Source organism: Falsiroseomonas frigidaquae (genome assembly GCF_012163145.1).
Lineage (GTDB): Bacteria > Pseudomonadota > Alphaproteobacteria > Acetobacterales > Acetobacteraceae > Falsiroseomonas > Falsiroseomonas frigidaquae.
The window spans coordinates 215,961-234,440 of sequence record NZ_JAAVTX010000006.1 but is presented as its reverse complement, the minus strand read 5'-3'; the positions used below and the strand labels follow the sequence as shown (position 1 = coordinate 234,440).

At 70.2% G+C, this 18,480-nt stretch carries 18 protein-coding genes; 14 read left to right on the top strand and 4 right to left on the bottom strand.

Annotated elements, in window-relative coordinates:
* The first annotated feature begins 115 nt into the window (after nt 1-115).
* The 11 genes from HB662_RS20655 (at nt 116) to serS (ending at nt 11,144) form a co-directional block, all read left to right on the top strand.
* A complete protein-coding gene (locus tag HB662_RS20655) occupies nt 116-1,285 on the top strand; it encodes a deoxyguanosinetriphosphate triphosphohydrolase (protein WP_168052299.1) in 1,170 nt (389 codons plus the stop codon).
* Nucleotides 1,286-1,391: 106 nt separating this feature from the next.
* Nucleotides 1,392-3,167 (top strand): arginine--tRNA ligase, encoded by a 1,776-nt coding sequence (argS, locus tag HB662_RS20650; RefSeq protein WP_168052297.1) that lies wholly within the window; start codon nt 1,392-1,394, stop codon nt 3,165-3,167.
* Nucleotides 3,164-3,928, top strand: coding sequence for an SPOR domain-containing protein (locus tag HB662_RS20645; RefSeq protein ID WP_168052295.1), 765 nt, complete (start codon nt 3,164-3,166; stop codon nt 3,926-3,928). Before argS ends, HB662_RS20645 begins: the two co-directional genes overlap by 4 nt.
* Before the next feature lie 7 nt (nt 3,929-3,935).
* Complete coding sequence (gene nagZ, locus HB662_RS20640) at nt 3,936-4,967, top strand: beta-N-acetylhexosaminidase (RefSeq protein WP_168052293.1); 1,032 nt, start codon at nt 3,936-3,938, stop codon at nt 4,965-4,967.
* Nucleotides 4,964-5,662, top strand: coding sequence for a site-2 protease family protein (locus tag HB662_RS20635; RefSeq protein WP_168052291.1), 699 nt, complete (start codon nt 4,964-4,966; stop codon nt 5,660-5,662). Before nagZ ends, HB662_RS20635 begins: the two co-directional genes overlap by 4 nt.
* Nucleotides 5,659-6,429, top strand: coding sequence for a segregation and condensation protein A (locus HB662_RS20630; protein WP_168052289.1), 771 nt, complete (start codon nt 5,659-5,661; stop codon nt 6,427-6,429). Before HB662_RS20635 ends, HB662_RS20630 begins: the two co-directional genes overlap by 4 nt.
* Nucleotides 6,413-7,177: an SMC-Scp complex subunit ScpB gene (gene scpB / locus HB662_RS20625; RefSeq protein ID WP_168052287.1), complete on the top strand. Its 765-nt coding sequence runs from the start codon at nt 6,413-6,415 to the stop codon at nt 7,175-7,177. The genes HB662_RS20630 and scpB overlap by 17 nt, the downstream gene beginning before the upstream one ends.
* Nucleotides 7,174-8,241, top strand: coding sequence for an ATP-binding cassette domain-containing protein (locus tag HB662_RS20620; RefSeq protein WP_168052285.1), 1,068 nt, complete (start codon nt 7,174-7,176; stop codon nt 8,239-8,241). Before scpB ends, HB662_RS20620 begins: the two co-directional genes overlap by 4 nt.
* Before the next feature lie 104 nt (nt 8,242-8,345).
* Nucleotides 8,346-8,969 (top strand): Sec-independent protein translocase protein TatB, encoded by a 624-nt coding sequence (gene tatB / locus HB662_RS29795; protein WP_168052283.1) that lies wholly within the window; start codon nt 8,346-8,348, stop codon nt 8,967-8,969.
* Nucleotides 8,970-8,987: 18 nt separating this feature from the next.
* A complete protein-coding gene (tatC, locus tag HB662_RS20610; RefSeq protein WP_408871658.1) occupies nt 8,988-9,779 on the top strand; it encodes a twin-arginine translocase subunit TatC in 792 nt (263 codons plus the stop codon).
* 93 nt (nt 9,780-9,872) lie between these two features.
* Complete coding sequence (gene serS, locus HB662_RS20605) at nt 9,873-11,144, top strand: serine--tRNA ligase (RefSeq protein WP_168052281.1); 1,272 nt, start codon at nt 9,873-9,875, stop codon at nt 11,142-11,144.
* A gap of 15 nt (nt 11,145-11,159) precedes the next feature.
* On the opposite strand, the gene HB662_RS20600 is transcribed toward serS, so the two are convergent.
* Nucleotides 11,160-11,384, bottom strand: coding sequence for a hypothetical protein (locus tag HB662_RS20600; RefSeq protein WP_168052279.1), 225 nt, complete (start codon nt 11,382-11,384; stop codon nt 11,160-11,162).
* A gap of 183 nt (nt 11,385-11,567) precedes the next feature.
* Entirely contained in the window at nt 11,568-12,428 is an 861-nt protein-coding gene (locus HB662_RS20595) for an ATP-binding protein (protein WP_209443425.1), read from the bottom strand.
* Nucleotides 12,429-12,559: 131 nt separating this feature from the next.
* On the opposite strand from HB662_RS20595, the gene yajC reads away from it, so the two are divergent.
* Nucleotides 12,560-12,898: a preprotein translocase subunit YajC gene (gene yajC / locus HB662_RS20590; protein WP_168052275.1), complete on the top strand. Its 339-nt coding sequence runs from the start codon at nt 12,560-12,562 to the stop codon at nt 12,896-12,898.
* Between the two features lie 80 nt (nt 12,899-12,978).
* Here the strand turns inward: yajC and HB662_RS20585 are convergent, their stop codons facing one another.
* Nucleotides 12,979-13,617: a superoxide dismutase gene (locus HB662_RS20585; RefSeq protein WP_168052273.1), complete on the bottom strand. Its 639-nt coding sequence runs from the start codon at nt 13,615-13,617 to the stop codon at nt 12,979-12,981.
* A gap of 130 nt (nt 13,618-13,747) precedes the next feature.
* Between HB662_RS20585 and HB662_RS20580 the strand changes: the two genes are divergently transcribed.
* A complete protein-coding gene (locus HB662_RS20580) occupies nt 13,748-14,566 on the top strand; it encodes a squalene/phytoene synthase family protein (RefSeq protein ID WP_168052271.1) in 819 nt (272 codons plus the stop codon).
* 71 nt (nt 14,567-14,637) lie between these two features.
* Complete coding sequence (locus HB662_RS20575) at nt 14,638-15,456, top strand: hypothetical protein (protein WP_168052269.1); 819 nt, start codon at nt 14,638-14,640, stop codon at nt 15,454-15,456.
* A gap of 10 nt (nt 15,457-15,466) precedes the next feature.
* On the opposite strand, the gene uvrA is transcribed toward HB662_RS20575, so the two are convergent.
* Nucleotides 15,467-18,343, bottom strand: a complete 2,877-nt coding sequence (uvrA, locus tag HB662_RS20570) for an excinuclease ABC subunit UvrA (RefSeq protein ID WP_168052267.1) — start codon at nt 18,341-18,343, stop codon at nt 15,467-15,469.
* Between the last annotated feature and the right edge of the window lie 137 nt (nt 18,344-18,480).

Here is an 18,480-nt window from a genome sequence, read left to right as displayed (position 1 = left end):
CGCCCGAGGTTCCAGGCTCGCCTGCCGCAACTCCTCCAGCGAGCACGTCGAAGCGGGGGTCTTCCAGCACGGCCGGGCTTTCCAGCGAGGCAGGGCGGGTGCTAGGCCGCTCGGGATGGATCCGAAGCGGCTCCCGGATGGGCTGGCCCCCTGGGCAGTCCGCACTGAGAACTCCCGCGGGCGGCTGCATGCCGAGCCCGGCGGTGGCGCGCGCTCGCCGTTCCAGCGCGACCGCGACCGCATCATCCACGCCACCGCCTTCCGGCGCCTGCAATACAAGACCCAGGTCTTCGTCTACCACGAGGGCGACCATTTCCGGACGCGCCTGACCCACAGCCTGGAAGTGGCGCAGATCGCGCGGTCGATCGCTCGCGAACTGGCGCTGGAGGAAGACCTCGCGGAGGCGCTGGCGCTTGCGCATGACCTCGGCCACCCGCCCTTCGGCCATGGTGGGGAGGATGCGCTGGATGCGATGATGAAGCCCTATGGCGGCTTCGATCACAACGCGCAGTCGCTGAAGGCGGTGACGCGCCTGGAAACCCGCTACGCCGGCTTCGATGGCCTGAACCTGACCTGGGAAACGCTGGAGGGCCTGGCCAAGCACAACGGCCCGCTGCGCCGCCCCAGCCCCTACATCGTCGAATACGACCGGCTGCATCCGCTGGAGCTCAACACCCATTCCAGCGCGGAAGCGCAGGTGGCGGCGCTGGCCGACGACATCGCCTACAACAACCACGACCTGGATGACGGCATCCGTGCCCGGCTGTTCACGCTGGAGGAAGCCGCGACCCTTCCCCTGGTGCGCGAAGCCCATGCGGAGGCGCTGCGCGCCAACCCGGCCATGCCGCCGGATCGCGCGGTGTCGGAGGTGGTGCGCCGGGTCATCAACGCCATGGTGAACGACACGGTGGCCGAAACCCGCCGCCGCATCGCCGCCCTGGCACCGGGCAGCGCCGCGGATATCCGCGCGCATGACCGGCCGGTGGTGGCATTCTCCGACGGCATGATGGAGGCGAACAACGAACTGCGCGCCTTCCTGTTCCAGCGCATGTACCGCCATTGGCGCGTCAACCGCACCACCCAGAAATGCAAGCGGGCGCTGCAATTGCTGTTCACCCTTTTACACGGGGAGCCGCGCCAGCTGCCGCCCTGGTGGCAGGAAAAGGCCGGGGAGGCTGGCAGCCCCGCCGCCGCCCAGGCGGTCTGCGACTACCTGGCCGGCATGACCGACCGTTTCGCGCTGGAGGAGCATCGGCGCCTGACCGATCCCTCCGTCCCGGGCTAGCAGGGTGCCGAAATTCGCCTAGAACGCCCCTTCCCCCGCTTCTGATGGGGGAGAAGGCTTTTGCCGCAGCCTGCCAGACCCCCACCGTTTCCGGATTCGCCTTCCCATGACCCCGACCGCCGACCTGTTTGCCACCATGCGCGCCCATGTGGTGGAGGCGCTGACGCAGATCCTGCCGGAGCTGCCGCCCGAGGCCTTCGCCCGCGTGCTGGTGGAGCCGCCGAAGGACGCGGCGCATGGCGACATGGCGACCAATGGCGCGATGGTGGTCGCCAAGCAGGCGAAGATGCCGCCGCCGAAGCTGGCCACGGCCCTGTGCGAGAAGCTGCGCGAGCTGCCGGTGGTGGTGGAGGCGACGCCGGCCGGGCCGGGCTTCGTCAATCTCCGGCTGGATGAGGGGTTCATCCGCGCCGTGGTGCCGGCCGTGCTGCTGGCCGGGCCTGCCTATGGCGACGGCCCGGCGCGGGATGGCGGGCCGGTGAATGTGGAATATGTCTCCGCCAACCCGACCGGCCCGATGCATGTCGGCCATTGCCGCGGTGCCGTGGTGGGCGATGCGCTGGCGCTGCTGCTGCGCAAGGCGGGCTATGACGTCACCCGCGAATACTACGTGAACGACGCGGGCGCGCAGGTGCTGGCGCTCGCCTATGCCACCTACTGGCGCTACCTGCAGGCGCTGGGCACGCCGATGACGGAGGAGGATTACGCCCAATCCGTCCCCGGCGGCCTGCAATACAAGGGCGAGTACCTGGTGCCCGTCGGCGTCGCGCTGCGCCAGATCTTTCGCGAATCCCTGGCCGAGCCGGGCGGGATGCCCGCACCGGCCACGCTCTGGCTCGACACGGTGCGCGACTTCACCGTGGAAGCGATGATGTCCGCGATCCGCGAGGACCTGGCGGCGCTGGGCGTGCAGCACGACGTCTTCATCAGCGAGCGTGCGATCGTGGCCGAGGGCTGGCTGGAGAAGGCCGAGGCGACGCTTTCCGCCAAGGACCTGATCTACACCGGGGTGCTGGAGCCGCCGAAGGGCAAGACGCCCGAGGATTGGGAGCCCCGCCCGCAGGTCCTGTTCCGCGCCACGCAGTTCGGCGACGACGTGGACCGCCCGCTGCGCAAGTCGGATGGCAGCGGCACCTATTTCGCCAATGACGTGGCGAACCACCTCGCCAAGATCGAGCGCGGCTTCCCGCAGCTTGTGCAGGTCTGGGGCGCCGACCATGGCGGCTATGTCAAGCGCATGCAGGCCGCCGTCGCGGCGCTGTCGGACCGCAAGGTCAGCCTGGACGTGGTGCTGACCCAGATCGTGCATGTGGTGAAGGATGGCGAGCCGGTCCGCATGTCCAAGCGCGCCGGCACCTATGTCACGCTGCGCGACCTGATCGACGAGGTCGGCAAGGACGCCGTCCGCTTCACCATGCTGACGCGCAAGGCGGATGCGCAGATGGAATTCGACCTGAACAAGGTCATCGAGCAGACGCGGGAGAACCCGGTCTTCTACGTGCAGTACGCCCATGCCCGCTGCCGCTCCGTCCTGCGCTCCGCCGGCGACCCTGCCCAGGCTGATCTGGCGCAGGTGAGCCTGGATCAGCTGACGGACCCCTCCGAACTCGCGCTGATCCGCCGCATGGCGGTCTGGCCGCGCACGGTGGAAGCCGCTGCTGCGGCGCGGGAGCCGCACCGAATCGCGTTCTTTCTCCAAGACTTGGCCAGCGACTTTCATGTATTGTGGAACAGGGGGCGTGACGATGCGACGTTGCGCTTCATCCGGGCGGAGGAGCCGGAGGCGACCCAGGCGCGATTGGCGCTGGTGGCCGCGACTTCGGTGGTCCTTCGCTCAGGCCTCGCGGTGATGGGGGTCGAACCCGTCGAGGAGATGCGATGAGCGACATGATGGTGCCATCCTATCGCGTGCAGCGGGACCCTTCGGGCGTCCCGTGGCGCATGCTGGCGGTGGCGGGCGGCATGCTGGCGGTGGTCGCGGTGGGAGCAGGGGGGTACTGGGCCTTCCAGCGCTCCGGTGGCGGCGGGGTGCCGGTGGTGGAAGCCGATCCGCGCCCCTTCAAGGTGCGCCCGGATGATCCGGGCGGGCTGCGCGTGCCAAACCAGAACGCGCTGGTGCTGGAACGCCCGGGCAACCGGCAATCCTCGGCGCAGATCGGCCAGCCGGCAGGGCTGGTGCCGGAGCCCGAGGCCCCGAACCTGGACCTGCTGCGCGCCACCGTGGCGCCACCGCCGGTGGTGGCACCGCGCGCCGTGCCGCGCGCCCCGCAGCAGGCCGCCGAGGCACCTGGGCCCGCGGTGGCAAGCGAGGCCGCGCCCGAGCCGGCCGCCGCACCGGAACCCGCACCCGCCGCACCCGCGCCTGCCGCAACGGCGGTGCCGCGCGCTGTGGCCAATGGGCGGGTCATGGTGCAGCTCGCCGCCGTGACCAGCGAGGAGGGCGCGCGTTCCGAATTCGACCGCATCTCCCGCCGCGCGCCCGAATTGTTCGAGGGCCGCAGCCCGGTGGTGCAGCGGCTGGAGCGTGACGGGCAATCCACGCTGTACCGGCTGCGGACCTCCGGCTTCGCTGACCAGGACAGCGCCCGGCAATTCTGCGAGGCCCTTCGCGCACGCAACTTCGCCTGCATCCCTGTCCGCTGAGCACGCCATGACTCCGAAGGCCGCCATCATCGGCATCGCCGGCACCAGCCTGTCGGCGGAGGAGGTGGCGCTGTTCCGGCAGCACCGCCCGGCCGGCGCGATCCTGTTCCGCCGCAACGTGGAAAGCCCGAACCAGGTGACGGCGCTGACCGCCGCGCTGCGGCAGGAGCTGGGGGAGGCAGCGCCGATCCTGGTGGATCAGGAAGGCGGCCGCGTCGCCCGGCTGCGCCCGCCACACTGGCCGGAATTTCCCGCCGCCGCGCTGTTCGAGGATGCGCCATCCATGGCGGCGGAGGCGAATGCCACGCTGCTCGGCATGGAATGCGCGGCGATCGGGCTGGATGTGGTCTGCGCCCCGGTGCTCGACCTTCGGCTGCCCGGCGCGCATGGCGTGATCGGCGACCGCGCCTTTTCCGCCCGCCCGGCGGAGGTCGCCCGCCTCGGCGCCGCCTGGGTGCGGGGGCTGCAGCAGGCCGGCTGCATCCCGGTGGTCAAGCACATCCCCGGCCATGGGCGGGCGGAGGTGGACAGCCACGAATCACTGCCGCGCGTCACCGCGGACCGCGCCGCGCTGGCGGCGGATCTCGAACCCTTCCGCGCGCTTTCGGCACCGGATGGCGGGGCCAGGCTGTGGGCGATGACGGCGCATATCCTGTACGCCGCGCTGGATGCGGCGCGGCCGGCCACCCTGTCTCCCGACCTGATCCGCGACGTCATCCGCGGCGAGATCGGTTTCGACGGCGTTCTGGTCTCGGATGATCTGGCGATGGGGGCGATGGCGGGACTTTCGAGCGACCTGGCCGGCGCCACCATGGCGGCCGGCTGCGACCTGGCGCTGCACTGCACCGGCGTGCTGGCGGAAACCGCCGCATTGCTCGCCACCTGCCCGACGCTGTCGGACGATGCCGCGCGCCGGATCCAGCGCGCGCGGTCCGAAATGCTGGCGGCGCGAAGGGTGGTGGACCCGGACCTGCTGGCGCTGATCCGGGACCGGCTGCTCGCCACCCGATCCTATCTCACCGGGCCCGCCTTCGCGTGATCGCCGAGATCACGGCGATCGCGCTCGCCGCCATTTTCGCCATCACCCTGCATGAGGCGGCGCATGGCTATGCGGCGCGGGCCCTGGGCGATGACACGGCCTATCTCCTCGGCCGGGTCAGCCTGAACCCACTGCGGCATGTGGACCCGGTCGGCACGCTGCTGCTGCCCGGCATCCTGCTGGTGACGCAGCTGCTGACCATCGGGCGGGTCGAGGCGATGTTCGGCTGGGCCAAGCCGGTGCCGGTGGATTTCTGGCGGCTGCGCAACCCGCGCTGGGGCATGGTGCTGGTGGCCGCCGCCGGGCCGGGCATCAACTTCGCGCTCGCCATCGGCTTCGGCTTCGCGGCCCATCTGGTGACGGCCACGGATGCGATGGTGCCGGATGCGGCGCTGGACTGGGTGCTGCGCTTCTGCGCGCTGTCCATGCTCTACAACGTGATTCTCGCCTGCTTCAACCTGCTGCCGATCCCGCCGCTGGATGGCGGGCGCATCCTGGTCGGCATCCTGCCGGCGCCGCTGGCCCGGATGGTGGCCAGCACGGAGCGTTTCGGGCTTCTCATCGTCATCGGGCTGTTGTTCCTGGTACCCTACCTGGTGCCTGGATTCGACCCGCTGCGGATGCTGCTGCAGGCGGTGGCTTTGCCGGTGCTGGACGCGATCTTCACGCTGACCGGCCATGGAGGGGGGCGATGACCGACCCGGTGCTGCATCTTCGCCTCGATGGCTATGAGGGGCCGCTGGACCTGCTGCTGGACCTGGCGCGGGCGCAGAAGCTGGACCTCGCGGGCATCTCCATCGTGGCCTTGGTCGACCAGTACCTGGCGGTGATCGACAAGGCCCGCGGCATGCGGCTGGAATTGCAGGCCGAATGGCTGGTGATGGCCGCCTGGCTCGCCTGGCTGAAATCCCGCCTGCTGCTGCCGAAGGAGGAAGCCGGGCCGGAGGAAGACCCAGAAGCCCTGGCCAGCCGCCTGACCGACCGGCTGGCGGAGCTGGAGGCGATGCGCGCCGGCGCCGCCTGGCTCGGCCAGCGGCCGCAGCTGGGCCGCGACGTGTTCGGCCGCGGTGCGCCGGAGAACCTGACGGTGGAGGACCGCTCCGGCCTGCGCGCCGACCTCGCCGCGCTTTGCCAGGCCTATGTCGCCGGCCGTCGACGCGCGCTGGCGCTGCGCCCCTACCGCCCCAAGCCGCGCCGGCTGTGGAGCGTGCAGGACGCGCTGGCCCGGCTGAGCCAGGTGCTGGGCGACCTGCCGAGCTGGGCGGTGCTGCAACGCTTCCTGCCGGACGCCGGCGACCTGGATACGGTGGAGCGCCGCGCCGCGCTGGCCAGCACGCTGATCGCCAGCCTGGAGATGGCGCGCGGCGGCAATCTCGACCTGCGCCAGGACCGCGCCTTCGGGCCGATCCTGCTGCGCAAGGCCGAACGCGTGGAGAAGGCGGATGATGTCCGCGCTGCCTGAGGACGACCGGCCCGAGGACGACCGGCCCGAGGAGGTAAGGCCCCAGGAGGTGCTGCCCGAGGCCGACTCGCCCGGGGACGACCGGGCCGGGGACGAGCTGCCGCGGGCCAGCCCGGAGCCGGCGGTCAGCACCGCTGCCCTGCGCCTGGCGGAGGCGCTGCTGTTCGCCTCCGACCGCCCGGTCGCCCCCGCCCGGCTGCAGCCGCTGCTGGCGGAAGGGGAGGATGCGGCCGCCGTGCTGCGCGAGCTGGGCCATGCGCTCGAGGGCCGCGGCGTGGTGCTGGTGGAGACCGGTGGCGGCTACGTGCTGCGGACCGCGCCCGACCTCGCCGCCGCGCTGACCCGGGTGGTGGAGGTGCCGCGCCGGCTGCCGCGCGCGGCAATGGAGGCGCTGGCGGTGATCGCCTGGCACCAGCCCTGTACCCGCGCCGAGATCGAGGAAATCCGCGGCGCCAGCCTGGCCCAGGCGACGCTGGAGGCATTGCTGGACCACGGGCTGGTGGCACCGCGCGGCCACAAGGAAGTGCCGGGCCGGCCCACCCTGTGGGGCACCACGGCGCGCTTCCTGGAGCAGTTCGGCCTGAAGTCCCTGCGCGACCTGCCGCGGCGGGAGGAACTGGTCAGCGCCGAGGCCGCCGCCCCGGTAATGTCTGGCCCGGTGATGTCTGGCCCGGTGATGTCCGCCCCGCCGATCTCCGCCCCGCCGATCTCCGCCATGCCACCGCCAGGCGATGGACAACCCGGGTGAGCATCCGCTTCGAAGGCGTGTCCCACCACTACCCGGAACGCGGGATGGTGCTGCGGGAGCTGGACCTGGAGGTCGGGCCGGGTGAAATCCTGTGCCTTCTCGGGCCCTCCGGCTGCGGCAAGACCACGCTGCTGCGCCTGGCCTCGGGGCTGGAGCCCTTGCAGCAGGGGCGCATCACGCTGGACGGGCAGCTTATCGCGGAGCCGGGGCGGGAGACGCCGCCGGAGGCCCGCGGCGTCGGCTTCGTGTTCCAAGACTACGCGCTGTTCCCGCATCTGACGGTGGAGGAGAACGTCGCCTTCGGCCTGCGCCGCATTCCGCGCGGCCAGCGCAAATGGCGCATCATGGATGCGCTGGCGCGGGTCGGGCTGGAGGCCTTCGCCAGTTCCTGGCCGCACATGCTCTCCGGCGGGCAGCAGCAGCGCGTGGCGCTGGCCCGGGCGCTCGCGCCACGTCCGGCCGTGTTGCTGCTGGATGAAGCTTTCGCCAGCCTGGATGCCAGGCTGCGCGAACAGGTGCGCGACGACACGCTGCATGTGCTGCAGGAAGCCGGCATCGCCACGCTGATCGTGACCCATGATGCGGAGGAGGCGATGTTCATGGCCGACCGCATCGCGCTGATGAATGCCGGCCGCATCGAGCAGCTCGGCCCGCCCTCCGCCCTGTACCTGGCGCCGATGTCACGTTTCGTCGCCACCTTCCTGGGCGAGGTGAACCGGCTGCCCGGCATCATCCGGGACGGGCTGGCGGAAACGCCGATCGGCCCGGTGCGACCGCGCGAACCGGCGCCGGCGGGCGAGGGCGGGGCGGTCGAGGTGCTGCTGCGGCCGGAAGGGCTGCGCCTGCTGGCGCCCGACTCGAACGAGGGGACGCAGGCGGAGGTCGAGGCCTGCCGCCTGCTCGGCGCCACCACCCTGGTGCATCTGGCGGTGGCGGACGGGCAGGGCGGTCTGCTGCACCTGCACGCCCGGTTGCCACCGGGGGCATGGCTAAGTCGTGGAGACCGCGTGACGGTTGCGATGGACCCGCAACGGGCCTTCGTATTCCCGCCCGAGGCTCCCTAGATAAGCTCGGTGGAGGCTGCCGCCGGATTGGCGCGGCGCGGCGATCCTGCTAACGGGTCTGGCCCGCAGGCCGGCATGCCGCATGGCGTCGGGGATGAGGATTCATGCTGGGTCTCGATTGGACCGAACTCGCGCTGATTGCCGTGGTCGCTGTGGTCGTCATTGGCCCCAAGGACCTGCCCGATGCCGTGCGCGGCATCGCCAAGGGCATCCAGAAGCTGCGTCGCATGGCCGGGGAATTCCAGGGCCAGGTGGATGAGGTGGTGCGCGAGGCGAAGCTGGAGGACGTGCGCAACCAGATCAACGAAATCCGCAGCTTCAACGTGCGCGATATCGTGGAGAAGGAAATCGACAAGGACGGGTCCATCCGCAAGACCTTCACCGAGGACCCGATCGGCAACCCGCTGCGCGATGCCTTCTCGCCCGCTTCCGACATGCCGCCGCCGGTGCATGGCGCCGAGGTGACGCCACCGCCGCCTGCCGGCGAAGCGCCCACCTTCGGCCCGCCGGCCCCAGCCTCCGGCGAGGCGGCCCCAGCCTCCGGCGAGGCGACGCCGGCCTCCGGCGCGGCGGCCAGCCCGCCGGTGCCCGCCTTCGTGCCGCCCGCCTTCATCCCGCCCGGCGCCACCCCGCCGCCCGCGTCCGTGCCGGCCAGCCAGCCCGCCCCGCCGCCGGCCCCGACCTCGGCGCCCGCATTCGTGCCGCCTTCCGGCACCTCCGCCTCCTGACATACGGATCCCCCCACCGTGCCGCGTGATCCGACTGACGAAATCAACGACAAGCCGATGCCCCTGGTCGAGCACCTCATGGAGCTGCGCACGCGGCTCATGTGGTCGGTCGGCGCCTTCATCATCGCCTTCGCCGTCTGCTATTATTTCTCCCGCCAGATCTACGGCTTCCTGGCCGCCCCGCTGGCGGACATCCTGCAGGCGCAGGGCATGGGCGAGCGCCGGATGATCTTCACGGCGCTGTACGAGGCGTTCTTCACCTACCTGAAGGTCGCCTTTTTCGGCGCCACCTTCTTCAGCTTCCCGATGTGGGCGACGCAGCTGTGGCTGTTCATCGCGCCCGGCCTCTACAAAAGCGAGAAGAACGCCGTCACCCCCTTCCTGGTGGTGTCACCGTTCCTGTTCGTGCTGGGTGCGGCGCTGGCCTACTACTTCATCTTCCCGATGGCCTGGAGCTTCTTCATCAGCTTCGAGACGCCGGGCGATGCCAGCACGGTCCCGATCCAGCTGGAGGCGAAGGTCAGCGAGTATCTCTCGCTGGTCATGCACATGATCCTGGCCTTCGGCATCGCCTTCCAGCTGCCGGTGCTGCTGACGTTGCTGGCCCGCGTCGGCATCGTCTCGGTCGAGGGTCTGCGGAAGGGGCGGCGCTATGCCATCGTCGGCATTTTCGTGGTCGCCGCCATCATCACGCCGCCGGACATCATCAGCCAGATCGGCCTCGCGGTGCCGATGATCCTGCTCTACGAGATCTCGATCCTCGCCGCCGTCTGGATGGGGCGGAAGAAGAAGAACGCGGCCGAGACCTGAAGCGCCAGGCCTGAGTTCGGCCGGCTCGATTGACGGGCCAGCCACTCTGCCTTAGCCGCTGAGCGCCACACCACGCGCTCAGGTCCCCCTGCCATGCACGACATCAGATTGGTTCGCGCCGACGCCCCGGCCTTCGATGCGGCGCTGGCCCGGCGATCCCTGCCGCCGATGGCGGCGGAGGCGCTGCGCCTGGATGATCTGCGGATCGAGGCGGTGCGCCTGGTGCAGGCGGCGCAGACCACCCGCAACGAGCTGTCCCGCCAGATCGGCGCCGCCATGAAGGCCGGCGACACGGCGCTGGCGGAGCGGCTGAAGGCCGAGGTGAAGGCCGCCATGGACGCCGCCGCTGCGGCGACGCCGGAGGTGCATGAGGCGGCGCGGGACGAGCTGCTGGCCGCCCTGCCCAACCTGCTGGCGCCGGATGTGCCGGAGGGCGCCGACGAATCCGCCAACGTCGTGCTGCACACTCATGGCAGCCCGCGGAACTACCCCTTCACGCCGCGCCAGCATTTCGAGCTGGGCGAGGCCTTCGGCATGGATTTCGCCACCGCCGCCAAGCTGGCCGGTGCGCGCTTCACGGTGCTGCGCGGGCCGCTCGCCCGGCTGGAGCGGGCGCTGGGCCAGTGGATGCTGAACCTCCATGTGGATGAGCATGGCTACACCGAGGCCAGCGTGCCGCTGCTGGTCAACGACGCCACCATGTACGGCACCGGGCAGTTGCCGAAGTTCAAGGAGGACCTGTTCGCCACCACGGATGGCCGCTGGCTGATCCCGACGGCGGAGGTGCCGCTGACCAATTTCGTGCGCGGCGATATCCTGGCGGAAGCTGCGCTGCCCATGCGGCTGGCCGCCCTGTCGCCCTGCTTCAGGTCGGAGGCGGGCTCGGCTGGCCGCGACACGCGCGGCATGCTGCGCCAGCACCAGTTCCCGAAGGTGGAGCTGGTCTCGATCACGCATCCCGCCGAGTCGGAGGCCGAGCATGAGCGGATGACGGCCTGCGCGGAACGCGTGCTGACCGCGCTCGGCCTGGTCTGGCGGCGGATCGTGCTGGCCGCGGGCGATACCGGCTTCGGCGCCGCCAAGACCTACGATCTGGAGGTCTGGCTACCCGGCCAGCAGGCCTGGCGGGAGATTTCCTCCTGCTCCAACTGCCGGGACTTCCAGGCGCGGCGGATGGAGGCGCGGTTCCGCCCGGCGGGTGGCAAGGGTACAGAATTCCTGCACACGCTGAACGGCAGCGGCGTGGCGGTGGGCCGTGCGCTGATCGCGGTGCTGGAGACGCACCAGAACGAGGATGGCAGCATCGCCATCCCCGAGGTGCTGCGCCCCTTCATGGGCGGGGCGGAGATCCTCCGCCCCAACTGAGGCGGGTAGGCCGGCTCAGTCGCCCGCGGCGATGCCCTGCTCGGCATGCTGCGGGTGGGTGGATTCGCTGAGCCAGATCAGCACGAAGCCGACGAACATCGCCGCCACGGAACCCCAGGCGCCGTGATGCGTCGCGAAGGCGAGCACGGTGACCGCGATGCCGATGGCGACCGACACCATCGGGCCGCGGCGGACCAGGTCGCAGAAGGCGGTCAGCGGCCAGAGCAGGATGCCGAACATGGGGCTGGTTCCTCGGAGAAAAGCCGCATGCAGCTTTCCGCCGGGATGGCGGCCTCGCAGGTGGCGCGCGCAGGCTCCGCCCCGGCTGCGCGCTTCGCAAGGCGCGCATGCCATTGCGTCCGCGAATTCACCCGCGAGTCACCTGGGCGCGGCTTTATGCAATCCTGGCCGCGAAGCCCTGTCTCAGACCCCGATCTTCACGCCCAGCCGGCCGGCCATGTCCTGCACGAACTGCCAGGCGACGCGGCCGGACCGGGCGCCGCGAGTCACGCTCCATTCCACCGCCGCCTTGCGCAGATCCTCGGGCCCGACCGGAAGGCCGAAGCTGCCGGCATAGCCCTCGACCATCGCGAAGAAGGTGTCCTGGTCGCAATTGTGGAAGCCGATCCACAGGCCGAAGCGGTCGGACAGGGAGACCTTCTCCTCCGTCGCCTCGGAGGGGTTGATGGCGGTGCTGCGCTCATTCTCGATCATGTCGCGCGGCATCAGGTGGCGGCGGTTGGAGGTGGCGTAGAACAGCACATTCGCCGGGCGCCCCTCGATGCCGCCATCGAGCACGGATTTCAGCGCCTTGTAGTCGGCATCCTCCCGCTCGAAGGACAGATCGTCGCAGAACACCAGGCAGCGGCGGTCGCCGGCGCGCAGCACATTCAGCAGGTCCGGCAGGGTGCGGACATCCTCGCGCTGGATCTCCACCAGAGCGAGGGAGCCGGGCAGTTCCGCATTGGCCGCGGCGTGGGCGGCCTTCACCAGGCTGGACTTGCCCATGCCGCGGGCGCCCCAGAGCATGGCGTTGTTGGCCGGCAGGCCGCGGGCGAAGCGCAGCGTATTCTCCAGGATCAGCGCCTTCTGCCGCTCCACCCCCTGCAGCAGCGTGATGCCCACGGCCGCCACCCTCGGCACCGGGTCGAGGCGGGAGGGCGGGCCCGGGTGCCAGACGAAAGCATCGGCCGCGCCGAAATCCGGCGGGGTGGCGGCCGGTGGGGCCAGGCGCTCCAGCGCCTCGGCGATCCGGGTCAGGACCGGTTGCAGGGATGTGGGCAGCAGGGCGTGAGGCTCGGACAAGGTAGGGGCACCCGCATCATGTATTGACGGAAAGGTCGCGGAAGCTAGGTTGCGGGCCGATGCCCCGCAAGCCCGGGGCCGATCCCACCAGGAAAGCCGGACCCCCACCCATGTTCATCTCGCCCGCCTATGCCCAGGATGCCGCCGGTGGCACCGGTGCCGTCGTCATGCAGCTTCTGCCGCTGATCCTGATCTTCGCCGTCTTCTACTTCCTGCTGATCCGCCCGCAGCAGAAGAAGATGAAGGAACACCGCAGCATGCTCAGCGGGCTGAAGCGCAACGACAAGGTCATCACCGGCGGCGGGCTGCTCGCCACCGTCACCAAGGTGCGCGACGATAGCGACGAGGTGGAGGTGGAGCTTTCGCCGAATGTCCGCGTCACCGTGGTGCGCGGCACGATCGCCAGCGTGGTGAAGCCGCCGGCGCCGGCGAACGACACCAAGAGCTGACCGGCCCGCAACCGCGACGGTCATGAAAAAGGCGCCGGGGTTTCCCCTCGGCGCCTTCGTCATGTCCGGAGGCCTGAAGATCAGGCGGTCTGGCCGGTGGTCAGGCCACCCTTGTCGAGCAGGCCGCCGACAACCTCCCAATCCACCAGCTTGTTCAGGAAGTTCTCCAGGTAGTTCGGGCGGACGTTGCGGAAATCCAGGTAGTAGGCGTGTTCCCACACGTCGCAGCCGAGAATCGGCGTGCCTTCGCCGGTCGAGATCGGGTTGGCACCGTTCGGGGTCTTGGTGACCTTCAGCTTGCCGTCGCTGCCGATGATCAGCCAGGCCCAACCGCTGCCGAACTGGGAAACGCCGGCCTGCTTGAAGGCGTCCTTGAAGGCCTGCAGGCCGCCGAGGTCGCTGTCGATCTTGGAGGCCAGGTTGCCCGGCAGCTTGTCGCCGCCGCCCTTGGGCGACATCACCTGCCAGAACAGCGCGTGGTTCCAATGCTGGCCGGCCTGGTTCAGCACCGGCAGGCCATCGGCGCCGGCCTTGCCGGCCTCGGCCACGATCGTCTCCAGCGACTTGCCGGCGAGACCCTTGGACTCGACCAGGCCATTCAGCGCGGTGACGTAGGCGTTGTGGTGCTTGCCGTGGTGGAGTTCCAGCGTCTCCTGGCACATGCCCTGGGCGGCGAGCGCGGAGGTGGAATAGGGCAGTGGCGGCAGGGTGAAGGGCATGGGGTCTCTCCCGTTGGGGGCTTCGGCCAACTTGCGGGGGTGGTCCCCGCGACCGCCGAATGACCTAGGCGTGGCCTCCGGAAGCGTCAACCGCACTTGCGGGCCGCGCCGCGGACCGTCATCTGGCGGCATGGCCGAACCCCCGCTTTCGCCGCTCGGCGCCTTCGCGCGCCAGCATGACCCGGACCGCTACCTGGCGGCGATCTTCGCGCCCCCGGCGAAGCGGGAGGCGTTCTTCGCGCTGATCGCCTTCAACCACGAACTCGCCCGGGCGCGGGAAGCGGCGAGCACGCAGATCGCCACCCTGATCCGCCTCCAATGGTGGCGCGACGCGGTGGCGGAGGCGGCGGAGGGCCGGCCGGCGCGGCGGCATGAGGTGGCCGGCCCGCTGCATGCCGCCATCACCAGTGGCGCGCTGGAGGCCGCCGCGCTGGCGGCGCTGGTCGATGCGCGGGAGGTGGAGGCGGAGCCGGAGGGCATCCCGACGCGGGAGGCCTTCGGAGCCTTCCTGCGTGCCGGGGCAGGGGGGATGGCGCTGGCCGCGGCGCGGCTGCTGGAGGCGCCGGATGCCGCGCTGCCCCTGGTGCAGCGCCTGGGCGCGCTGCAGGGCCTGGCCGGCGTGCTGCGCAGCGTGCCCGCCCATGCCGCCCAGGGCCGCTGCCTGCTGCCGCATGACGCGCTGGCCGAGGCCGGGCTGACGGCGGAGGCGGTGATCGCGGAACCGGCGCGGGCCGAGCCGCTGCGCCGGGCGCTGGCGGAGGAGGGGGCGGCGACGCTGGCCAAGGCGCGGGCGGAGGCGCTGCCACGCGCCGCGCTCCCCGCCGTGCTGCCCGTGGTGCTGGCATCCCGCGACCTGGCGCGGATTGCCGCCGGCCGCCCCGTGCCGCATCCGCGCGGCCTCGGCGACAGGCTGGCCCTGATGCTGCGGGGCCTGCGCGGCCGGGCCTGATGCCTCCCGGTCCTGGCGCTGGCCGGGCGACGTGGCGGATGGCAGGGTGCGGTGCCCTGCAGGACCACGCCATGCCCGAGATCATCCTGTTCCAGACCGCGGACCAGGACCGCTACTTCCCGATGCTGATGGCCACGCTGCCGGCCAACCGCGCCTTCTGCCTGCGGCGCGGCATCCGCATGGAGGTGTTCATCGGCGTCCGCCGCGGCTTCCACCCCTGGCAGGCCGCCTATAACCGGCTCGGCTTCCTCGCGGACCGGCTGGCGGAGGATTACCGCGGCTGGGTGGTGCATCTGGATGCCGATGCCTTCATCGCCGACCAGCGCTTCGATCTGGCGGGCTACCTGGCCGGCCACCAGGACGCCGGCCATGCGCTGATCCACCCGCCCGGCTCGCGGCAGGCGGCGTGGGACGTCAATTCAGGCGTATTCCTCTGGGATCTGGGGCAGGAGGCGGCGCGGGAGGCGGCGCGGCGATGGATCGCCGCCTTCGCCGCCATTCCGGATGCCGCGCTGCGGCAGGCGGGGGAGTGGAACGAGGTGGAGAACGACCAGCGCATGCTGCAGCGGCACCTGCGGGACGACCCGGCGCTGCTGGCCGCGCTGCACATCGAAGCCGATGCGTTGATCGGCTACCAGCACTCGCGCTTCATCAAGCAGTTCGTCACCAATGACCAGCACAGCCTGGAGCAGCGGACGGATCGCATCGCCCAGGCGGTGGCGCGGGTGATGCCCCCAGCCTGGGCATCGGCCCCCGCCCAGGCGGGAGGGGATCTGCGCCAGGCCGCGGCGCTGCTGCGCAATGCCGAGCCGGAGGCGCTGCAACAGGCCCTGCCGAAGCCGGAGGCCGCGCAACTCGCCGTGGCCATGGCGGAGCTGCTGCGCGGCTGAGCGGCCCGGCTCAGGCCCGCTTGCGCTTCCTGGCCACGATCGGTGCCGCGACCTCACCTTCCCGCGCCAGGATCGGGCCGAGGAAGCGGCCGGTATGGCTCTCCGGCTCGGCCGCCACCTGTTCCGGCGTGCCCTTGGCGACGATCCGCCCGCCGCCCTCGCCGCCTTCGGGGCCGAGGTCCAGCACCCAGTCGGCGGTCTTGATGACTTCCAGGTTGTGCTCGATCACCACCACGGTGTTGCCCTGGGCGACCAGCGTGTGCAGCACCTCCAGCAGCTTTCGGACGTCCTCGAAATGCAGGCCCGTCGTGGGCTCGTCGAGGATGTAGAGCGTGCGCCCCGTGGCACGGCGGGACAGTTCCTTGGATAGCTTGATGCGCTGCGCCTCGCCACCCGACAGCGTCGTCGCCTGCTGGCCGAGATGGATGTAGCCAAGGCCGACATCGCGCAAAACCACCAGCTTGTCGCGAATGGCGGGAACGGCGGAGAAGAACTCCGCGCCCTCATCCACAGTCATGTCCAGCACATCGGCGATGGACTTGCCGCGGAATTTTACCTCGAGTGTCTCGCGATTATAGCGCTTCCCTTTGCAGGTGTCGCAGGTGACGTAGACGTCGGGGAGAAAATGCATCTCGATCTTCAGCACGCCATCGCCCTGGCAGGCCTCGCAGCGGCCACCCTTGACGTTGAAGCTGAAGCGGCCGGGCGCGTAGCCGCGGGCGCGTGAGTCTGGCAGTTCCGAGAACCAGTCGCGGATCGGGGCGAAGAGGCCGGTATAGGTGGCCGGGTTGGATCGCGGGGTGCGGCCGATCGGCGACTGGTCGATGTCGATGATCTTGTCGAGATGCTCCAGCCCCTCGATGCGTTCATGCGGGGCAGGGACCTCGCCGCTGCCCATCAGGCGGCGGGAGGCGGCCTTGAACAGCGTCTCGATGATCAGCGTGGATTTGCCGCCGCCGGAGACGCCGGCGATGCAGCAGAAGGTGCCGAGCGGAATCTCCGCCGTGACGTCCTTCAGGTTGTTGCCGCGCGCGCCCACCAGCCGGACCACGCGCTTCGGGTCCATCGGGCGGCGTGATGCCGGCATCGGGATGCGGCGCGCGCCGGACAGGTATTGGCCGGTGATGCTATTGGGATTCGCCTCCACCTCCGCCGGCGTGCCCTGGGCGATGATGCGGCCACCGCCCTTGCCGGCGGCGGGGCCGATATCGATCAGGTGGTCGGCGCTGCGGATCGCGTCCTCGTCGTGTTCCACCACCAGCACGGTGTTGCCGATGTCGCGCAGGCGGCGCAGCGTCTTCAGCAGGCGTTCGTTGTCCCGCTGGTGCAGGCCGATGCTGGGCTCGTCCAGCACATACAGCACGCCGGTCAGCCCGCTGCCGATCTGGGACGCCAGGCGGATGCGCTGCGATTCGCCACCCGAGAGCGTGGCGGAGGACCGGCCGAGGCTGAGATAGTCCAGCCCCACATCGACCAGGAACTGCAGCCGCTCCTCGATCTCGCGCAGGATGCGGCGGGCGATTTCCTGGCGCTGCGGCGTCAGCGTCGGCATCACCCCCGCGAACCACTTTCGCGATTTGATGATCGAGAGGTCGTTGACCATGCCGATGTGTTCGCCGGCGATCTTCACGGACAGCGATTCCGGCTTCAGGCGGTGGCCGTTGCAGGTGGGGCAGGCGCGGGATGCCTGGTAGCGGGACAGATCCTCCCGCACCCAGGGGTTGTCCGTCTCCCGGTAGCGGCGTTCGAGGTTGGGGATGACGCCCTCGAAGGCCTTCTTCACGTCATAGGCGCGCAGGCCGTCCTTGTATTTCAGGGTGATAACCTCGGACCCCGTGCCGTGCATCACCGCCTGGCGGAACACCTTGGTCAGGTCGCCCCATTGCGTGGTCATGGAAACCTTGAAGTGCCGCGCCAGGCTTTCCAGCGTCTGGTCGTAATAGGGTGACTGCGCCCCGGCCCAGGGCTGCACCGCGCCATCCTTCAGCGACTTGGTGTCATCCGGCACCACAAGCTGCGGGTCGAAGAAGCTCTGCGTGCCCAGGCCATCGCAGGCCGGGCAGGCGCCCTGGGGGGAGTTGAAGGAGAAGAGCCGGGGCTCGATCTCCTCGATGGTGAAGCCGGAGACGGGGCAGGCGAATTTCTGGCTGAACACGGTGCGCTCGCCGCCATCGGCGGGCTCGGCATAGGCCACGCCATCGGCCAGGCCGAGCGCGGTTTCCAGGCTGTCGGCCAGGCGCGCCTCGATGCCCTCCCGGACCACGATGCGGTCCACCACCACCTCGATGTCGTATTTCAGCTTCTTGTTCAGCGGCGGCACCTCACCGACCTGGTGCAGCACGCCATTGACCTTCACGCGTTCGAAGCCGCGGCGCTGGAACTCAAGGAAATCCTTCTTGAACTCGCCCTTCTTGCCCTTCGCCACCGGGGCCAGCAGCAGCAGGCGCGTGCCCTCCGGCATCGCCATGATGCGATCGACCATCTGGCTGACCGTCTGCGCCTCGATCGGCAGGCCGGTGGCGGGCGAATAGGGCACGCCGACGCGCGCCCAGAGCAGGCGCATGTAGTCGTGGATTTCCGTCACCGTGCCGACGGTGGAGCGCGGGTTGTGGCTGGTGGTCTTCTGCTCGATGGAGATCGCCGGGGACAGCCCCTCGATGCTGTCCACATCCGGCTTCTGCATCAGCTGCAGGAACTGCCGCGCATAGGCCGAGAGCGATTCGACATAACGCCGCTGGCCCTCGGCATAGATCGTGTCGAAGGCCAGCGACGACTTGCCGGACCCGGACAGGCCGGTGACCACCGTCAGCGTATCCCGCGGAATATCGATGTCGATGTTCTTGAGGTTGTGCTCCCGCGCGCCGCGGACGCGGATCTGGCCGCTCATGGATGGTCCACCGATTTCGAGGGGACGCCACGCCCGTGGAGGCGGGGCGGCGTTCACATTGTGTTCTAGGGGTTTTGCCACCATATAGGTGGGGCGGGAAGGGGTTTTGCGAGGTGCCGCTGGCGCAGTGCTGCTGC